Genomic DNA, 14,993 nt, shown 5'->3' with positions numbered 1-14,993 from the left:
AAGAATGTTTTTTCATGATGACAATTGGTTATAATTGATTTATAATGAAGCAATCAAAAGAAAAGCTTGCTATGAAAAAGAGTAGTACACATTTCACCTGTTTGAAGAGAGTCTGCGGTGCTGGGAGCAGATAACGGGCAATGTGGAATGGACTTTGGAGCAGCTGACCGAACTGGAAAAAAGTAGGCTCAGCCGGAGCAGTCTCCGTTACAAACGTCAGAGTGATTCCATTTTAATGGAATAATCAGGGTGGTACCACGGTTCATTCGTCCCTTTTTTACAGGGGATGAATGAGCCTTTTTTATTATGTTTTAAGAAATGAGGTTGATGTTTTCATGAAACAAACGATTTTTTCAGGCATTCAGCCAAGCGGCTCAGTGACGCTCGGCAACTATATCGGTGCAATGAAGCAGTTTGTCGAACTGCAGCATGATTATAACAGCTATTTTTGCATCGTCGATCAGCATGCGATAACTGTTCCTCAAGACCGGCTTGAGCTTAGAAAGAATATCCGCAATCTCGCGGCGCTTTACTTAGCTGTCGGACTTGATCCAGAAAAAGCAACATTGTTTATTCAGTCAGAGGTCCCCGCGCATGCGCAGGCCGGATGGATGATGCAGTGTGTCGCATATATCGGCGAGCTTGAGCGGATGACTCAATTTAAGGACAAATCCAAAGGCAATGAAGCTGTCGTCTCCGGCCTGTTAACATATCCGCCGCTAATGGCCGCTGATATTCTGCTGTACGGAACGGATCTTGTGCCTGTCGGTGAGGATCAAAAGCAGCACCTTGAGCTGACGCGGAATCTTGCAGAACGCTTCAACAAAAAATACAACGACATCTTCACGATTCCGGAAGTGAAAATTCCAAAAGTCGGTGCACGTATCATGTCTCTGAATGATCCGCTGAAGAAAATGAGCAAATCTGATCCGAATCAGAAAGCTTATATTACATTGCTGGATGAGCCGAAGCAGCTTGAAAAGAAAATCAAAAGCGCTGTAACGGATTCTGAAGGCATTGTGAAATTTGATAAGGAAAACAAACCGGGCGTTTCAAACCTTCTTACAATTTATTCAATCCTCGGCAATACGACAATTGAAGAGCTTGAAGCAAAGTACGAAGGAAAAGGCTACGGCGAGTTTAAAGGTGATTTGGCAGAAGTCGTGGTGAACGCATTAAAACCGATCCAGGACCGCTATTACGAGCTGATAGAATCTGAAGAATTAGACCGGATTCTTGATGAAGGCGCGGAACGAGCGAACCGGACAGCAAACAAAATGCTGAAAAAAATGGAGAATGCCATGGGTCTTGGAAGAAAAAGACGCTAATCAAAAAACCGCTCTTTGCAAAGAGCGGTTTTTTTAGTTGACCTTTGATTCGTTTTCCATTTCCCATAACTTTTCGAAAAAAGGCTGTCCTTTTATTAGGTTTTCGCAAAAAGCTAGGTGCTTGTCCGACCAGCCTTCAATTGTTTCGTTATACAGCATGTCCCAAATCTCTTCAAAGCTCATCCTTTTGATTTGTTCATACATATGCGGATTCCACTCTGTGTACCAGTAGCCGATTTCAGCCCGGTTTTTCAGCCCTTTTAATTGGTCAAGCGCCATAAACATCAGCTGCTTGATTTGCCGTTCTTTTCTCGTCAGTCCTCTGACATGTTCTGGTGCTAATGATAAGATGTGATATTCCTTGGAGGATTCCAGCTTCTTTGGCTCAAATTCATATGCTTCAGGCTCTACATCTTTTACCATTTCATAAACGAGCTGCTCCTGTCTTGGGATTAAACGGCTTTTCCTGACAGGGATCGTGTAGCCGATCGTGTCGACAGCCAAAATGCCGATTCCATCTGTTACGACAAAACAATACTCAAGCTTTGTCCGCTCATGATTTTTCCGAATGTACGATTTCTGATGTACGTCTTCAAGCAAACCTTTCGGAAGCTCTGACAAATCGTTTTCTATGTAATGAAACAGTACTGACGGCACCCTTAACAGCGGCACCTGATCCAAAAGCTCAACCGTATCTTCCTTGCGCCATTCGTGAAAGTGGCATACATTGTAGCCATTTTCTTCCCCTTCAAACCAATTGACCCACACATCATGAAGAAATAACATCTCTAACCCCTCACTTTTATAAAAACTGTTGTCCACAGTATAGGCAAGGGATAGAGAAATTATTCCAAGAGATTGAGGAAATCTGGAATCACTGGTTTTATGCAAGAATCACAAAAAGCAGATCTCTTTGTATATTTTCTGACAAAAGGAGATCTGCTTTTTTTCTGATTTGGTGATATTTTATAACAGATATGATATTCATTTTTATTTAATATTTTTCGGGTCAAGCGCATCCCGCAGGCCATCACCGACAAAGTTGAAGCATAAAACGGTCATTAAAATAAATAGCCCGGGAAATAACGGGTACCACCATGCTTGAATCATTACTGTGAAATTCTGTGCGTCTTGAAGCATGTTCCCCCAGCTAGCGATTGGCGGCTGGATTCCAAAGCCCAAGTAGCTTAGCGCCGATTCAGCTAGAATAACAGACCCTACTTTCAGCGTAGCTGACACGATAATCGGCCCTAACGCATTGGGCAGGATATGAGAAAAAATAATTTTGTGCGTTTTTGTTCCAATTGTTTTAGCAGCAAGAACATATTCCCTTGAACGGAGCGACAAGAATTCTCCCCTTACTAATCGTGCTGTTGTGGTCCATCCTGTGAGACAGAAAATTAAAATCAGTTTGTCCACACCCGGCTTGAAGATGGTGACCAGCGTGATCAACAAGAAAATATCAGGAATGGATAACACAATGTCAACTACACGCATAATGACAGCATCCACTATTCCTCTGAAATATCCGGCTAATGCTCCTAAAACCGTTCCGATCAAAATCGAACCGACTACGGACGCAAATCCAACCAATAAAGAGACACGCGCTCCATATAGGATCCGGCTGAAAATATCACGTCCAAATTTATCCGTTCCCATCAGATGTTCAAGGCCCGGCGCCTTATATTTATCAAGCAGGCTTTGCTGCTCTTGGGGATAAGGTGCAATTAAAGGGGCGAAAACAGCAGACATAATAATGATAAAAAGAATAACGGCACCTAAAATGGCCAGTTTGTTTTTCGAGAATTTTTCCCAGAAAATCTTTGTCATTGTTTCTGGCTTTTTCGAAATATTTTCTTTCAGCCTGATCTCCGGCGAGGGAGTTGTTTGCAGCTCTGACATCTCTGTTTCCCTCCTTTTAATATTCGATCCGCGGATCAACAATCGCGTAAAGGATGTCTGCAATGAGGTTTCCGACAACGACAAGAACCGCCGAGATCACAGTCATTGCCATGATAACCGGATAATCGCGCTGGAATGCTGAATCGACAAACAGCTTTCCTAATCCCGGCCAAGTGAAAATTTGTTCGACAACGACAGATCCGCCGATAAATGAAGGAATCATCAAACCGAAAATTGTAATGACGGGTAATAATGCATTCCTTAATCCATGTTTAAATAGCACTCTGTTCTCTTTAAATCCTTTTGCTCTCGCTGTGCGAATATAATCTTGATTTAATACATCAAGCATATTGGATCTCGTGTATCTCGTCAGTCCGGCCATGTCAGCTGTAGCTAGAACGAATGCAGGCAGAATTAAATGATGAATCCGGTCAAATATATTGAATTCGGTATTCAGCGTCTCGACACCCCCGGTTGGAAACCAGCCGAGATTTACCGATAACACCATAATCAAAATTAATCCAAACCAAAAGTTTGGAATAGCCAGACCTATAAACGAGGTAAATGTAATGCCATAGTCGATTTTTGAATACGGCCGCTTTGCCGACAGGACACCGAACGGAATAGAAATCATAAGAGCCAAAATCGTTGAAACCAGCATCAGCAGGAGCGTATTGGGTAGTCTTGCCATAATCAATTCTGAAACAGGCGTTCCTTTTCTGACAATAGACGTTCCGAAATCACCCTGCACCATGTTGCCTAGCCACTTTAAATATTGAACGTACTGAGGATCATTCAGACCGTATTTTTCAATAAACTGCTCTCTGTCAGCCTGGCTGATTTTCGGGTCCATCATTAATGTCATCGGATCTCCGGGCGCGGCTTTCATGATAACAAATGATAAAATCGTAATTCCCAATAAAATCGGGATAGACATTAAGGTTCTTCTGATAATATATGCAGCCATATACTTGTCCCCCTTTACTTTCCTTATTAAAAACAGAAGAGGGAGAAAACGCTCTCCCTCCCCTTTAAGGGAAATTTATTTTGCAAGCCACCATTTTTCAATATTATACAAATCACGTTTCGGATGATATTTGTATCCTTCAAGATTTTCCGGCATTGCCATATGGTTGTTAGGATAATACAAGAACGTATACGGCTGATCTTCCGCAATTTTTTGATAGATTTGCTCATATTCTTTTGAATACTGCTTTCTGTCACTGATTGATTTTGCATCTTTCATGAGTTTATCCGCTTCGGCATTTTTATACCAAACGTAGTTCAAACCCTTTTTAATCTGGCTTGAATGGAAGATATCATATTGATCCGGGAATGTGGATAAACTCCATCCCATGACCATTGCATCAAAATCCCAATTCGGAGGATTCATTTGTTCAACGAGAGCGCTCCATTCAACGATCTGGGTTTTCACTTCAATGCCGATTTTTTTCAGCTGTTCCTGAACGACGACAGCGATGTCTTCACGGACTTTGTTTCCTTGGTTCGTTTTAAGGGTAAACGAGAATTTCTTTCCGTCTTTATCCAGAATGCCGTCACCGTTCGTATCTTTCCAGCCGGCTTCTGCAAGCATCTGTTTCGCTTTTTTCTCGTTGTACTCAAATTTCGGAACATCTATATCTTTAGGATAGTTCCAAGATAAAGGGCTTTCCGGAATGTAAGCTACCTCGCCGTCTCCATCTAATACTTGGCTGACGATTGACTCGCGGTCAAGAGCGGTTGTCAGCGCTTGACGAACCTTTTTATCCTTGAATAATTCATTTTTTTCATTCCACCCGATGTACACATAACTTAATGCCAAATCAGTAACGATTTTTAGGTTGTTGAATTTTTCAGCCGTTTTGTAGTCAGTGGCGGGCACATTAAAGAAATTAATATCGCCTGCCTGCAGCTGAGCAACGGCAGCATTTGCGTCAGGAATGACTTTATACGTCACAGTATCTAAATACGGTCTTCCTTCAAAGTAATCATCATTCGCTTCGAGCTTAATATATTGGCCCTGTTTCCATTCCTTAAACTTAAATGGTCCTGAACCGATTGGTTTCTTTCTGTTAAACTCATTTTCTTCTAAATCGGCAATCGGAACATTACCGAGAATATGTTTCGGCAGAATAGCTGTGCTGTCTAACGCATTGTTGTAGAAATTACCGTCTTTATATTTCAGCTTAAACAAGACTTCGTAATCGCCTTTTTTTTCTACGGATTTCAGCATTTCATATGTTGAACCGCGTTCTCCCTTGTAATCTTTGCTTAAAGGGACACTGTACGTAAATACGACGTCGTCTGCAGTCAGTTCTTTTCCGTCATGAAACTTAACGCCTTTTTTAATTTTCACATCATATGCAAGGCCGCCGTCTAATTCTTTAATACTTTCAGCGAGTGACAATTTCACATTTAGTTTTTCATCCGTTTTCGTTAAAAAGCTGTACAGCATATTTTCAATATCCGTACTTGCGTCATCCGTAGAATACAGAGAGTTAAAAAGTGTGGGTTCTCCGATTGAACCAACAACCAAATCCCCGCCTTGCTGCGGTTTGCCTGTGGATTTTTTCTCGCTGCTGTTGCTCGATTTTGATCCCGAGCAGGCTGATAAAAAGATGGCCAGAACCATCAATACACTTAGCATCATCAGTGCGGTTTTCCGTCTTTTCATTAGATATTCCCCCTCTTGAAATGTTCGTTCTTCTCAGCTGTTGTTTATGTAGTGTGCATACCCCCTCTCAAAGCTGTGCGGGCAACATTAGCTATAAAGGTGACAAGCCACAAAGTGGCTGGGAGCAGCTTCTTTAAATTCTGGTATTTGTTCCTTGCATATCGGTTTTGCAACAGGACATCTTGTGTGGAATACGCAGCCTTTTGGCGGGTTGGCCGGACTAGGCAGTTCTCCCTTCAGGACAATGCGTTCACGTTTGACAGATCCTCTTTTTCTTGTAACCGGAACGGAGGATAAAAGCGCTTGGGTATATGGGTGAAGCGGGTTGTCATAAAGCTCATGCTTGCCGGTCAGTTCCATCATTTTGCCAAGATACATTACTCCGACTCTGTCGCTGATATGGCGGACGACACTCAGATCATGAGAGATAAATAGATACGTAAGATTAAATTCTTCCTGTAATTCCTCCATCAAGTTAATCACTTGGGCCTGAATGGATACATCAAGTGCGGAAACCGGCTCATCTGCAATGATCAGCTCTGGATTCAAAGTGAGTGCTCTGGCAATGCCGATCCGCTGACGCTGGCCGCCTGAAAACTCATGGGGATAACGGCTGGCAAACGACGGGTGAAGCCCTACTCTTGCAAGCAGCTCTTCAACTTTTTCGTTTCGTTCACGCATGGTATACATGTTGTGCGTATTAAACGGCTCCTTTATGATGGAACGCAGGGTCTTTCTCGGGTTTAACGAAGCAAATGGATCTTGGAAAACCATTTGAATATTTTTGCGGACACTCTTCCGCAGCTTCTCCTCTGACAGATTGGAAATATCCTGCCCTTTAAAAAGAATTTGGCCCTCTGTCGGTTTGTACAGTCTGATCATCGTTCTGCCGGCAGTCGATTTTCCGCAGCCCGACTCTCCAACGATTCCGAGTGTTTCTCCTTTTTTTAACGAAAATGAAACACCATCCACCGCTTTTACATCACCGACTTTTCTTTGAAAAAGGCCTGACCGGATCGGAAAGTATTTTTTTACGTCACGAAGCTCTAAGATTGTTTCTTGATTAGCTGCTGTCATGATTGTTCGGCACCCTCTTCCTCATATAAAAAGCATCTCACCGTTCTTCCGCTTTTGTGTGTCAAAAGCGAAGGCTGATTTGTCCAGCACTTATCCATAGCTTTCGGGCACCTTGGGGCAAAACGGCACCCCGGCGGCAGATTATCCGGTGTAGGCACACTGCCTTTAATTGCATTTAATTTATCAATCTCTCCATCTATAACAGGAATTGACGTAAGCAGGCCTTCTGTATACGGATGAAGCGGTTCTAAAAATAAGTCATCAACGGTAGCATTTTCCACGACTTGTCCGCAGTACATGACAATCACTCTATCGGCAGCTTCAGACACGACACCTAAGTCGTGTGTGATCAGAAGAATCGATGTATTGAACTTCTGACAGAGATCTTTCATGAGCTCCAGCACCTGGGCTTGTATTGTCACGTCCAGCGCTGTCGTTGGTTCATCGGCAATGAGCAGTTTAGGATTACAGCTCAGTGCGATGGCAATCATCACCCTCTGTCTCATACCGCCGGACAGCCGATGCGGGTACTCTTTCATAATTTGCTCCGCCCGGGAGAAACCGACCATCTGCAAGAGTTCAACAGCCCGTTGACGGGCTTCTTTTTTCTTCATGTTTTTATGGTAAATCAGCACTTCGGTAATTTGTTCTCCGATTGTTAACACCGGATTAAGGGAGGTCATTGGTTCCTGAAAGATCATGGATACTTCGTTACCGCGGATTTTGCAATAATCGTTTTCAGTGAATGAGGTGAGGTCTTTGTCTTCGAGTTTAATAGAGCCGTCCATGATTTTTCCGCCTGAGCTTTGGACGAGGCCCATAATTGATAAAGAAGTAATGCTTTTTCCGGAGCCCGATTCACCTACAAGCGCGACGGTTTCGCCTTTGCTGATGTGAAAATCGACTCCGTCAACCGCAGGGATCGGCTCCTTTTTCCTGAAAAAATAAGTCTTTAAATTATTCACTTCTAAAAGTGTGCTCATGCTAGCTCCCCTTTCCCCCCTCTTGTTGTCAAACGTTTTCAAGAGAAAGCAATCCCCTTATTCAGAAATAATAAATAATATTGAATTATCAAAATTTTATAGTTGTATATTATTACAATCATTTTGCAAAATCAAGAATTTTTTAGGATAATTGTAATATTATTAATGAAATTCCATTATTTTATCCTTTTAAAGCATTGCATCCAAAAAGGTTTCAGCAGGAATGGACAGCCCGTCTGCGGTGCTTGCCTTGCTGGCGGTTAAATATTTTTTTACAATATTGAATCCAACTGCGTATCCAAGCATTTTTGGCTGATATCCTTTGCCGAATAACAGCTGGGGGAATAATCGATTATCCCGTTTGATATCCTGATGGGGCGCAATCTTTTTTTCATATAAAGCCTGAAGCTGCTCCGGTGTATACCAAGTCGTCCATTCAGCCGTTTGACTTCGGCCGAACCTCTCATAAACAGCATATTCCGCCAGCCCTTCCATGATGATTGTATCAAGTAATGTGACATCCTTTTCCTCTTTTGTCAGATGACCTAACCGGCAAACGTGATGATACTCATGCGTCATAAGGGCCGATACCGACCCAAAATCTAAATCTGACGAAAGAAAAAGGAACATTTTGTCTTGAAAGGCGAGTCCTGATTTTGATCCGAATTCTAAACGGATTTTCCTGTTTCGTTCATCAACCGGCAGCGTGACAATTGGTACATCAGGACCTTGCCATTTGTTTTTGAGGTACTGTTCTTCCTTTTGGATATGACCGTAAAAACCTTTTTCCTTCAGCTTGGAAACAGTCTGAATACCCTCTTTTATGTTTTTAAACATCCCATGATACTGAAGGTGCCCCAGAATGCCCTTCCAGTTCTTTTTCTTCGCACCTGAAAAAAGCGGGATAATGTAATGCGCCAAATCATCTATTGAATCAGCCTTCCTGAGCCAGCTATATGTTTGTTCTACACTCATGTGATCGCCTCCTCTTTTAATCCTATGCACACAAAAAAAACCGGCTACCCTTTAATGGCAGCCGGTTTGGCTTGATTATGATTGATATTTCTTAAAGATTAATGTTGCGTTGTGTCCGCCGAATCCTAATGAGTTGCTGAGAACATAATTAAGTTCCTGTCTGCGGGCTTCATCAGGCACATAATCCAAATCACATTCTTCGTCAGGTGTTTGAATATTGATTGTCGGCGGAATCACGCCTTCTTTAATGGCCAGGATAGAGAAAATGGCTTCAATACCGCCGGCTGCTCCTAAGAGGTGGCCTGTCATCGATTTTGTAGAGCTTACCGCAAGTTTATGCGCATGCTCGCCAAAAACGGTCTTAATCGCCATTGTTTCGTATTTGTCGTTGTAATACGTGCTTGTCCCGTGAGCATTGATGTAATCAATTTCCTCAGGTGCAATGCCTGCATCTTTAATGGCTTCTTGCATCGCTCTCGCTCCGCCTTCACCGTCTTGGGCCGGCGCTGTGATATGATAAGCGTCTCCGGTTGAGCCGTAGCCGACAATTTCTCCGTAAATTTTAGCGCCGCGGGCCAGGGCATGCTCAAGTTCTTCAAGAACGATAATCCCTGCACCTTCCCCCATGACAAAGCCATCACGGTTTTTATCGAACGGGCGGCTCGCTGTTTTCGGATCTGGATTAGTAGACAGCGCTTTGTTGGCACTAAAGCCGGCGAATGACATTCTTGTCAGCGGTGCTTCTGTTCCGCCTGTGACCATCACGTCTGCATCACCGCGCTGAATAACCTTAAACGCGTCACCGATGGAGTTCGTTCCTGTAGCACATGCTGTAACCGTACAAGAGTTCACCCCTTTTGCTCCTAATGCAATAGAAATCTGGCCTGTCGCCATGTCAGGAATCATCATTGGCACGAAAAACGGGCTTACCCGTCTTGGGCCTTTTGTTAAGAAGATTTCAAATTGAGACTCTAGTGTTTCAAGTCCTCCGATACCGGAGCCTACCCAAACACCAACTCTCGGCGCGATCTCATCGGTAATGTTAAGATCTGCGTCTTCAACTGCCATTTTCGCAGCCACAACCGCATATTGTGTAAAGCGGTCCATTTTTCTGGCTTCTTTTTTATCCATATAATCTTCAACATTAAAATCTTTTAATTCAGCGGCAACTTTTGCCGGATATTCTTCAGCGTCAACACGAGTGATCGGACCGATTCCGGACACACCGTTGATTGCGTTATTCCAACTTGTATCGACGTCGTTGCCAAGTGGAGATAATGCTCCAAGTCCTGTAACAACTACTCTTTTTTTAGTCATCTTGTGTGCACCTCACCTTTTTTTATCGGCCCCAGCGGATTGCAATGGCGCCCCATGTTAGTCCTCCGCCGAACCCTACCATAACGACCACATCGCCGTCTTTGATTTTACCGGCTTCCAATTCTTCTACAAGAGAGATCGGAATGGATGCGGCAGAAGTATTTCCATATTTATGAACAGTTTTAGACATCTTTTCGACAGGAAGCTCTAAACGCTCGCGAGCAGCTTCCATGATGCGGATGTTCGCCTGATGCGGAATCAAAAAGTCGACATCCTCTTTTGAAAGTCCGGCTTTTTCAATGACATTTACGCATGATTCTCCCATTTGGCGGACTGCAAATTTGAAAACCTCTCGTCCATTCATGATTGTATGTCGTTTTTCATTCAGATACAAGTGCTGACCGCCTGTGCCGTCGGCTCCTAGTTCAAATGAAAGGATTCCTCTGTCATCACTGACTGGCCCGACTACCGCAGCGCCTGCTCCGTCTCCAAACAGAACGGCTGTATTGCGGTCTTCCCAGTCGGTAATGCTTGAGAGCTTCTCTACACCGACAACTAGAACATGCTTGTAGGTTCCGGATTCAATAAATTGTTTACCGGTTACAACCCCGTACATGAAGCCCGCACAAGCTGCGCTGATATCCATAGCACACGCTTTCTTCGCGCCGAGCTGTTCTTGAATCATACAAGAGACCGTAGGAAATGACTGATCAGGTGTAACAGTTGCAACCAAGATCATATCCAGATCCTCAGCAGCCACTTCAGCTTGTTCCAGCGCATTTTTCGCTGCTGCAACAGCCATATGTGATGAAAACACATCATCTGCTGCGATTCTTCTTTCTTCTATTCCTGTTCTTGTACGAATCCACTCGTCAGAAGTTTCAACCATTTTTTCAAGATCATGATTTGTTAAAACCTTCTCAGGAATGTAACGTCCAACACCAAGTATTCCAGCTTTCATAAGGGAAGACTCCTTTATATCTTAAATTTAGAAGATCAATCAGGTTGTGATCAATTATTAGTATCAGGTACTAATTCTATCCTATTTTTTTTCACATGGCAATATATTCGTCTAAACTATCAGTTCATCTTACTCATAGAGTATGGTATATGGAAAGGAGGCGTATGCAGTTGGATGTGTTTTCAAGAATGATGTTCGGCGATGCAGCAAAACCAACAGAAGAGAAGGAGGAACAGCAAGAGGAGGTTTCTCAGACAAACGACGAAGAGACGATTCATTACATGCATATTATGGACCAAATCGGTTCAATTATGAACTCTCTTGATCAAATCAAGCCCGCTTTAAAGGAGCTTGCGCCCATGCTCTCCGCTATTAAAAAGAAAATCATGTGAAAAGCCACTTTCAAAAAAGTGGCTTCTTCTTATTCTGTTTCAGATTTAGCGTCAGACTTGCCAAGCTCATAAGCTTCCGCCATTACCGTTGTAAATAGATTCATAAACGGCTGGATGGCCTCCATTGAGAGCTCAATGCCTGATTTCTCAAGCTGTTCTTTCGCTTCAGGGAGATATTTCATGGCAATTTGCAAGAATTCAAGTGATTTTTCGTGCTGCATGTGACGTCACTCCATTACTCGTTTTTTGGCAGCTCGCCTGTTTTGTTGTATGTTTTGATCAGCTTGGTGATTCTTTGCTGAAAGTCTTTGTCGACGAGCGGGCTGAATGTTCCCATCTCAACGACTCCCGTATTCAGGTCGTAGTAATGATCGCCGCCCTCAAGGGTGCCTTTGTTAAATTGTTCAGCAATGATTTCATAGGCCTTGTCCACATTTTGCACCGTGCTGGTTAATACGGTATTCTCGCCCAGATCCGATTGATCTGTGACGTAGCCAATGGCATAAAGACCGTCTTTTTTGATTTGCTGAATAACAGGAACATTATACCCGTCTCCGGCGGGATACACAACATCCGCGCCTTCGTTCTTCATTTTCTGATAAAGCTTTACTGCTGTTGTATCATCATCCCAATGATCCGTATATTTCGTATTTACCTCTATATCCGGATTTTCATACTTGGCCCCTTTGATAAAACCATCAACCTCAGGCTGCCACGTAAAGGAGGCAATTACACCGACCTGATTCGTTTTCGACATATGGGCAGCAGTCATTCCTCCAAAAAAGCCCATTGCTTCCCCGCTGAAATGGACACTCGTTACATTATCAGCTTTCGCTTTCGCATTGGAAATGACGAATTCCATATCTGGATAATCTTCGCCGACCAAGTTAAACACCTCAGCATATTCACTCCCATGGCCGTAGAGCAGATTGACGCCCCTCTTATGAAAATCCTCAATCGCATTTATGATATCTTCTTCTGTTTTAACGCCTTCTTTATAATAGACGTCCACATTGTATTTGGATTGTATATTCAGTAATCCTTTATACCCTTTTGTGCCCCATACGAGGTCATTAATCGTATCAGGAAAGAGCATGCCGACCTTCTCAATTTTTCCTTTGAACGGAGTTTGTCCACATCCACTCAATAAAAGGAGGACAGAAAAGATCATGACAAGCCTTGTGATCAAGTCATGTTCAACTCCTTTTGACAAGCTATAACATGTATTATTTTTATACGTTTATTGTATCTAGAAAACTCGAAACATGGAAGGTTTTTCTTAATATTTGTCGAAAATTGATGAAAATTGTCTTTTCCACTCGATAATTTTTGTTTTTGCTTCTTCTTTTGAGGTTTTCTCTGTGACTTGCAATTCAAAAAGCTGATCTTTGCTATGACGGCTTGGTTCTAACAGGAATCTCAGCAACTCGTCAGCCACGTCGTTTGTGTAATAGCCTTTTTCCTCTGTTTCTTCTTTCCATGGCCCATACATTTTCGGCAGGATCACGGTTTTTTCCGAGCCTGTTTTTTCACGTTTTTCCCATTCTTTTCGGTCTTCTTCATATACTAAAATATAAGGAGAATCACATTGGTCTAAAGGCAAAAAACTTCCGAACTGGATACAAATTGTATCATACTTTTGATCTCCAATGTGCTCAAGCTGGCGAAAGAGTTCATTTCTCCCAAGCCACATGAGTCTTTCTTCTAAGTACATTTGTCTCATTTTATCTTCTGTTTCCGCCAGAACAACGTCAACATGTATGCCTTCATCCATCATTCGCTCACATAATGAAAGGCCGAAAAATTCGTCCGCACCTACAATCAGCGTTGATTCCATTGCATCTGCCGCCCTTCCGGTTTTTCATTTCCCAAAACAAAACAGCCTCCGCAAAAGAGAAGGCTGTTGTCATTATATTCTCTATAATTCTTTTTCATGACTGTGAAAGAATTTGCAAATTGATGCATAAATTCTGCTTGGATGCTCAAATAAATGAAATGTCATGTCGACCGGTGAGCCTTGCTTTTGCTGTTTTTCCTTGAAAACTTCCGCATGTACACTGTAGGGATATGGAGCTCCGGTCATACGCTGCCATATATGAACCGGTACGCCGCTCGGGTAGCTTTGAATTGTTTTATAACGAAGCGCTTCCGCTTCTTTTTCAGAAATTCCGTAGCTTTTCGAAACTTCTTTCAAAAATTGCTTATAGAAAAATTTATTTTCTTTTTCCGATTCATAATGTGCCTGAAGATCGAGACAAGGATTCAACATTGCGGCTGAGCGGATATGATCCGGGGAAAAACGAAGCAGTTCATCGGCCACGAGAGCACCCATGCCTTCTGCTAAAATATGAATCTTCGGATTGAGGATTTCCTGCTTCAGCACAGAATGTATCAGCTGTTTGGCATAGGTGACTGCTTTTTCCGCCCCCCAATGCCTTCCGAACAGATTGCTGTTAAAAAGAGTGTATCCTTCATTCATCAACATGCTCAGAAGCTGATTTCTGCCATAATGCTGCTGCCAAAAGCTTGAATCATGTCCGACAAAGTGGGTTCTGTCCCCCAAGATAAAGATGCCGAAGCCGTTCGGGCGATAGGGCAGATGAATGACATTATGCTCCGTTCCCAGTTGAAAGTATCTTTCCGTTATTCCCATCGCTTGCCCGCCTCCTTTCACACTTCATCTCACGCTATCTTATGTAAATAGAAAAGAAACGAATAAGGTAAAGTCCTAGCCTTTTACATTTTTGGCTATTATACTGATTGACGTTTTATATTTTACCATTAAAGTGTGACGAATCAGACTCTTTTGTCACCTCACTTTCTGCTAAAATTGGATTCCCCCTTCGCTTTTTGTATGGTATGATAACTTTTAGAATAGAATGAGAAGGACGAGGTGGAAACGTGCGATATATTATTGCCTTTATTTGGACGTTCCTTTTATCACATATGGCATGCTACTTGGTTGCAAGCATGAACAGCGTTACGTATAATTTCAAAACATCATCTGTCATTGCTGTTGTACTGTATGTCTTAATCATGGTTTTAGCAGAAATCATGCCTATGAACAAAAATGCAAGCCAGCATTAAAAAGCCAAAAAACCCAAAACATTTATTGTTTTGGGTTTTTTAGTGGTCACGGCTTTCTTTTGTAGGTCCACAGCCGGTTGTGGTTTGATGTTTCGGGAAACATTTCCCCTGCTGACAGATGGACCTTTTGAGGGTTTTTAACCATGCTCCCTGTCTCGCCGATTTCTACGTAGACACCGTTATTAGGCGCTTTCTGTCCGGGCCGGAATTGGTGCTGCTGTCCCACTGTTTTTCCTCCTTTTCCTTTTTGCTGTAGTATGCGCCTAAGCGGCTGTGAATATGTTGCCATCAAAAAAA

At 42.7% G+C, this 14,993-nt stretch carries 17 protein-coding genes and 1 other annotated feature; of the genes, 3 read left to right on the top strand and 14 right to left on the bottom strand.

The window, feature by feature from the left end; genetic code table 11:
* The first annotated feature begins 62 nt into the window (after positions 1 to 62).
* Positions 63 to 277 (top strand) — a binding site (T-box leader).
* A gap of 58 nt (positions 278 to 335) precedes the next feature.
* Complete coding sequence (gene trpS, locus NYE56_RS05705) at positions 336 to 1,328, top strand: tryptophan--tRNA ligase (RefSeq protein WP_003245134.1); 993 nt, start codon at positions 336 to 338, stop codon at positions 1,326 to 1,328.
* 33 nt (positions 1,329 to 1,361) lie between these two features.
* On the opposite strand, the gene NYE56_RS05700 is transcribed toward trpS, so the two are convergent.
* From NYE56_RS05700 to fabH, 9 genes are all read right to left on the bottom strand, one after another.
* Positions 1,362 to 2,114 (bottom strand): YjbA family protein, encoded by a 753-nt coding sequence (locus NYE56_RS05700; protein WP_014663526.1) that lies wholly within the window; start codon positions 2,112 to 2,114, stop codon positions 1,362 to 1,364.
* A 204-nt stretch (positions 2,115 to 2,318) separates the two neighbouring features.
* Complete coding sequence (gene appC, locus NYE56_RS05695) at positions 2,319 to 3,230, bottom strand: oligopeptide ABC transporter permease AppC (RefSeq protein WP_003232961.1); 912 nt, start codon at positions 3,228 to 3,230, stop codon at positions 2,319 to 2,321.
* Positions 3,231 to 3,246: 16 nt separating this feature from the next.
* Positions 3,247 to 4,197: an oligopeptide ABC transporter permease AppB gene (gene appB, locus NYE56_RS05690; RefSeq protein WP_003245828.1), complete on the bottom strand. Its 951-nt coding sequence runs from the start codon at positions 4,195 to 4,197 to the stop codon at positions 3,247 to 3,249.
* A 75-nt stretch (positions 4,198 to 4,272) separates the two neighbouring features.
* Positions 4,273 to 5,904, bottom strand: a complete 1,632-nt coding sequence (locus tag NYE56_RS05685; RefSeq protein ID WP_335449143.1) for a peptide-binding protein — start codon at positions 5,902 to 5,904, stop codon at positions 4,273 to 4,275.
* An 87-nt stretch (positions 5,905 to 5,991) separates the two neighbouring features.
* Positions 5,992 to 6,981 carry an oligopeptide ABC transporter ATP-binding protein AppF gene (appF, locus tag NYE56_RS05680; RefSeq protein WP_014476428.1) on the bottom strand — a complete coding sequence of 330 codons (990 nt, stop codon included), beginning with the start codon at positions 6,979 to 6,981 and terminating at the stop codon, positions 5,992 to 5,994.
* Positions 6,978 to 7,964, bottom strand: a complete 987-nt coding sequence (gene appD, locus NYE56_RS05675) for an oligopeptide ABC transporter ATP-binding protein AppD (RefSeq protein WP_003232965.1) — start codon at positions 7,962 to 7,964, stop codon at positions 6,978 to 6,980. The genes appF and appD overlap by 4 nt, the downstream gene beginning before the upstream one ends.
* 189 nt (positions 7,965 to 8,153) lie before the next feature.
* Positions 8,154 to 8,939 carry a DUF2268 domain-containing protein gene (locus NYE56_RS05670; protein WP_327845665.1) on the bottom strand — a complete coding sequence of 262 codons (786 nt, stop codon included), beginning with the start codon at positions 8,937 to 8,939 and terminating at the stop codon, positions 8,154 to 8,156.
* A 75-nt stretch (positions 8,940 to 9,014) separates the two neighbouring features.
* Positions 9,015 to 10,256: a beta-ketoacyl-ACP synthase II gene (gene fabF / locus NYE56_RS05665; RefSeq protein WP_003244890.1), complete on the bottom strand. Its 1,242-nt coding sequence runs from the start codon at positions 10,254 to 10,256 to the stop codon at positions 9,015 to 9,017.
* A 22-nt stretch (positions 10,257 to 10,278) separates the two neighbouring features.
* The gene (gene fabH, locus NYE56_RS05660) at positions 10,279 to 11,217 is read right to left on the bottom strand and encodes a beta-ketoacyl-ACP synthase III (protein WP_003232971.1); all 939 of its coding nucleotides are present in this window, start codon (positions 11,215 to 11,217) and stop codon (positions 10,279 to 10,281) included.
* Positions 11,218 to 11,381: 164 nt separating this feature from the next.
* On the opposite strand from fabH, the gene yjzB reads away from it, so the two are divergent.
* Positions 11,382 to 11,609 (top strand): spore coat protein YjzB, encoded by a 228-nt coding sequence (gene yjzB / locus NYE56_RS05655; RefSeq protein WP_120027973.1) that lies wholly within the window; start codon positions 11,382 to 11,384, stop codon positions 11,607 to 11,609.
* 29 nt (positions 11,610 to 11,638) lie between these two features.
* Here the strand turns inward: yjzB and comZ are convergent, their stop codons facing one another.
* The 4 genes from comZ to NYE56_RS05635 form a co-directional block, all read right to left on the bottom strand.
* Positions 11,639 to 11,830 (bottom strand): ComG operon transcriptional repressor ComZ, encoded by a 192-nt coding sequence (gene comZ, locus NYE56_RS05650; protein ID WP_003224559.1) that lies wholly within the window; start codon positions 11,828 to 11,830, stop codon positions 11,639 to 11,641.
* A 14-nt stretch (positions 11,831 to 11,844) separates the two neighbouring features.
* The gene (gene med / locus NYE56_RS05645) at positions 11,845 to 12,798 is read right to left on the bottom strand and encodes a transcriptional regulator Med (RefSeq protein WP_341283593.1); all 954 of its coding nucleotides are present in this window, start codon (positions 12,796 to 12,798) and stop codon (positions 11,845 to 11,847) included.
* A 90-nt stretch (positions 12,799 to 12,888) separates the two neighbouring features.
* Positions 12,889 to 13,446 (bottom strand): hypothetical protein, encoded by a 558-nt coding sequence (locus tag NYE56_RS05640; protein WP_014476424.1) that lies wholly within the window; start codon positions 13,444 to 13,446, stop codon positions 12,889 to 12,891.
* An 81-nt stretch (positions 13,447 to 13,527) separates the two neighbouring features.
* The gene (locus NYE56_RS05635; RefSeq protein WP_032721340.1) at positions 13,528 to 14,262 is read right to left on the bottom strand and encodes a hypothetical protein; all 735 of its coding nucleotides are present in this window, start codon (positions 14,260 to 14,262) and stop codon (positions 13,528 to 13,530) included.
* 248 nt (positions 14,263 to 14,510) lie between these two features.
* Between NYE56_RS05635 and NYE56_RS05630 the strand changes: the two genes are divergently transcribed.
* On the top strand, positions 14,511 to 14,696 hold the full coding sequence (locus tag NYE56_RS05630) for a YjzD family protein (RefSeq protein WP_003245236.1): 186 nt from the start codon (positions 14,511 to 14,513) through the stop codon (positions 14,694 to 14,696).
* A 46-nt stretch (positions 14,697 to 14,742) separates the two neighbouring features.
* Here NYE56_RS05630 and NYE56_RS05625 read toward each other — a convergent pair whose 3' ends face one another.
* Positions 14,743 to 14,922: a YjzC family protein gene (locus NYE56_RS05625; RefSeq protein ID WP_003245356.1), complete on the bottom strand. Its 180-nt coding sequence runs from the start codon at positions 14,920 to 14,922 to the stop codon at positions 14,743 to 14,745.
* Positions 14,923 to 14,993: the final 71 nt, after the last annotated feature.

It is taken from the genome of Bacillus sp. FSL R5-0603 (genome assembly GCF_038050295.1).
In the GTDB taxonomy this organism is placed as follows: domain Bacteria; phylum Bacillota; class Bacilli; order Bacillales; family Bacillaceae; genus Bacillus; species Bacillus subtilis.
Note: the sequence above shows the minus strand (reverse complement) of the source record. Positions and strands in the feature narration are given on the sequence as shown.

Bases quoted from the DNA above. Each gene is read 5' to 3' on its own strand.
- yjzB (WP_120027973.1), top strand. From the start codon at position 11,382: ATGCAGTTGGATGTGTTTTCAAGAATGATGTTCGGCGATGCAGCAAAA.
- fabF (WP_003244890.1), bottom strand. From the start codon at position 10,256: ATGACTAAAAAAAGAGTAGTTGTTACAGGACTTGGAGCATTATCTCCA.
- appF (WP_014476428.1), bottom strand. From the start codon at position 6,981: ATGACAGCAGCTAATCAAGAAACAATCTTAGAGCTTCGTGACGTAAAA.
- fabH (WP_003232971.1), bottom strand. From the start codon at position 11,217: ATGAAAGCTGGAATACTTGGTGTTGGACGTTACATTCCTGAGAAGGTT.
- NYE56_RS05670 (WP_327845665.1), bottom strand. From the start codon at position 8,939: ATGAGTGTAGAACAAACATATAGCTGGCTCAGGAAGGCTGATTCAATA.
- NYE56_RS05635 (WP_032721340.1), bottom strand. From the start codon at position 14,262: ATGGGAATAACGGAAAGATACTTTCAACTGGGAACGGAGCATAATGTC.
- NYE56_RS05640 (WP_014476424.1), bottom strand. From the start codon at position 13,446: ATGGAATCAACGCTGATTGTAGGTGCGGACGAATTTTTCGGCCTTTCA.
- appC (WP_003232961.1), bottom strand. From the start codon at position 3,230: ATGTCAGAGCTGCAAACAACTCCCTCGCCGGAGATCAGGCTGAAAGAA.
- NYE56_RS05700 (WP_014663526.1), bottom strand. From the start codon at position 2,114: ATGTTATTTCTTCATGATGTGTGGGTCAATTGGTTTGAAGGGGAAGAA.
- trpS (WP_003245134.1), top strand. From the start codon at position 336: ATGAAACAAACGATTTTTTCAGGCATTCAGCCAAGCGGCTCAGTGACG.
- comZ (WP_003224559.1), bottom strand. From the start codon at position 11,830: ATGCAGCACGAAAAATCACTTGAATTCTTGCAAATTGCCATGAAATAT.
- appD (WP_003232965.1), bottom strand. From the start codon at position 7,964: ATGAGCACACTTTTAGAAGTGAATAATTTAAAGACTTATTTTTTCAGG.
- appB (WP_003245828.1), bottom strand. From the start codon at position 4,197: ATGGCTGCATATATTATCAGAAGAACCTTAATGTCTATCCCGATTTTA.
- NYE56_RS05685 (WP_335449143.1), bottom strand. From the start codon at position 5,904: ATGAAAAGACGGAAAACCGCACTGATGATGCTAAGTGTATTGATGGTT.